Source organism: Bradyrhizobium diversitatis, assembly GCF_016031635.1.
Classification (GTDB): Bacteria; Pseudomonadota; Alphaproteobacteria; order Rhizobiales; family Xanthobacteraceae; genus Bradyrhizobium; species Bradyrhizobium diversitatis.
Genome location: NZ_JACEGD010000091.1, coordinates 1 through 2,647 on the forward strand (window position 1 = coordinate 1; position 2,647 = coordinate 2,647).

At 66.1% G+C, this 2,647-nt stretch carries 1 protein-coding gene and 1 pseudogene; both read right to left on the minus strand.

Going from position 1 to position 2,647, the window contains the following annotated elements:
* On the minus strand, nucleotides 1–2,020 hold a 2,020-nt coding region (locus H1B27_RS39535), incomplete at its 3' end, for a methyl-accepting chemotaxis protein (RefSeq protein WP_197969765.1).
* Between the two features lie 380 nt (nucleotides 2,021–2,400).
* Nucleotides 2,401–2,647 (minus strand): annotated as a pseudogene (locus H1B27_RS39540) (methyl-accepting chemotaxis protein); the annotation flags it as partial.

Consider the following 2,647-nt stretch of genomic DNA (forward strand, 5'->3'; position numbering starts at 1 on the left):
TATTCCCCATGAAGCGGTCGAGCTCGGCGCGCAGACGGGTGCTCTCGCTCGACAGGGTCTTGGCCGAATTCAGCACCTCTTCCGAGGCCGAGCCGGTCTCGGCGGCGCCGCGGTTGACCTCGCCGATGTCGGTGGCGGCCGTCTGCGTGCCCTGTGCGACCGTCTGGACGCTGCGGGCGATCTCCTGGGTGGCGGCGCCCTGCTGCTCGACCGCGCTCGCGATCGACGTCGAGATCGACGAGATCTGGCCGATGGTCGCCCCGATCTCCTTGATCGCGGCAACCGATTCGGCGGTGGCGCCCTGCATGCCGGCGATGTGCGAGGAGATCTCGTCCGTCGCCTTCGCGGTCTGGCTCGCCAGCGATTTCACTTCGCTCGCCACCACCGCGAAGCCGCGGCCGGCCTCGCCAGCACGCGCGGCCTCGATGGTGGCGTTGAGCGCGAGAAGGTTGGTCTGCTCGGCAATCGCCGTGATCAGCTTGACCACCTCGCCGATCTGCTGGGCGGCATGCGACAGCTTGCCGATACGGCCGTCGGTCTCCTTGGCCTGCACCACGGCAGCCTCGGCGATGCGGCTGGAATCGCGGACCTGGCGGCCAATCTCCTCGACCGAGGCCGAGAGCTCTTCCGTCGCGGTCGCGACCGACTGCATGTTGCTGGAGGCCTGCTCGGAGACGCCGGCGACCTGGCTCGACAGGCTCTGCGTGGTCTCGGCGGTGCGGGTCAGCGTCGAGGCCGCCGATTCCAGCTGCACGGCCGAGGCCGAGACGTTGGAGACGATGGCGCCGACCGCGCTCTCGAAATCATCGGCAAAGCGGATCAGTTCGGCGCGGCGGCTTGCGGCCTGCTCCCGGTTCTGGATTTCGCTGGCGGCAGCGTCGCGCTCGGCCTTGGCGACCGCCTGAACCTTGAACTCCTCAACCGCACCGGCCATCTCGCCGATCTCGTCCTTGCGGCCGAGGCCGGGCAGCACCACGTCGAAATTGCCCGAGGCAAGCTCGCGCATCGCCTTGCACATCGCGATCATCGGCCGCGAGATGCCGTTGCCGAGCCACAAGGCCAGCACGGTGCCGACGGCCAGCCCGCCCAGCGCCAGCATCAGCATCAGCTGCTCGGTTTCCACGATGGTAGAATTGGCGCTCGCCTCGATGCGTTGCTGGTCGGCGGTCAGATCCGAACGCAGCTCGGCCGAGAGCTTGAGGATGGTCGCAGCCGTCTTGGTCATCTCGCCGTTCAGCTTGACGATGACCTTCACGTTCTCATTCAGCTTTGCAAACGAGGTGCGGTACTGCTTCAGGAGATCGCCGATCTCCTTGACGCGGTCCGTGATCTTCTGGTCATTCGCGTAGATGGAGACCAGCAGCGTCTCGAGGAACTTGATGCGGGCGATCACGCCGTCGGCGGTCTTCGGCTCCGGCTTGGCCACGAAGGCGCCGACCGAGGTGGAGACTGCCAGATATTGCGAGGTGACGTCCTTGGCCGTGGTCTGGACCGAGTTCAGGCCCGCCAGAGCCGCGGTGTCGGCGAGATCGTCGAATTTGAAGCGGATCTTGTTGCCGACACTGTTGAGCTCGTCGGCCGCGATCTTGTTGTTCTCGCGGGTCAGCGTGATGATCTCGCCGAAGACTTTCGTAAAGTTCTGGAACTCGGCCTCGAGCTTGCCGACCTGCTCACGGCGGGCGGCGCCGGTCGTCGCCGCCATCGACTTGGCGATCGCGCCTTTCAGATTGCCTTCAGCGGCCTTGGCTGCCGTCTCATCATCCGCCGCGCCGGTCAGGGTATAGGCCCGCGCCAGCCCCTGATAGGCGACCAGCTCGCGATCGACCGTCCGCGCCAGGTCGGCTTCCGATACGCTGGTGCGGTAGGACGCCACGGCGCCTGCGATTCGCTCGAAGCCGAAATAGGCGAACGCCATGCTGACGGCGAGAATGGCTAGCACCGCCACAAAGCCGAGGATGATTTTTGCGCGAAAGCGCAGCGTTGGCAGCTTCGATTTGCTCGACTTCGACTTGACCGACATTCCCCCACCCCATTCCATTCGCGGAAAACCAGGCGCATCCCGGAAGCAGCCCGCTTCCCGGCTCTTCTGCACGTTACGGGGCAAAGGATAAGCTGTGGTAAATTTGTGGCGCCGCAACTGGCGGTTAGGTGACGCGGGGAATTGTTAAGGCGCGCTTTCCCGCGCCGTTACAAATCGATTGCCGCGCCAATCTCTGCCGTCATCCCGGACAAGCGCGCGCCGATCCGGGATCCATAGCCACAGGATTGGGTTTGGCGAAGACTCGGAGTTGCCAGCTTGCGCCCCCACTGCTCCCTGGGGGTATGGGTCCCGGATCTAAGCGCGCCTGAGGGGCGCGCTTGTCCGGGACGACGGCGGAGGGCGGTGCGACAGCAGCGCACCTACGCTGCGCGGATATTCCCCATGAAGCGGTCGAGCTCGGCGCGCAGACGGGTGCTCTCGCTCGACAGGGTCTTGGCCGAATTCAGCACCTCTTCCGAGGCCGAGCCGGTCTCGGCGGCGCCGCGGTTGACCTCGCCGATGTCGGTGGCGGCCGTCTGCGTGCCCTGTGCGACCGTCTGGACGCTGCGGGCGATCTCCTGGGTGGCGGCGCCCTGCTGCTCGACCGCGCTCGCGATCGACGTCGAG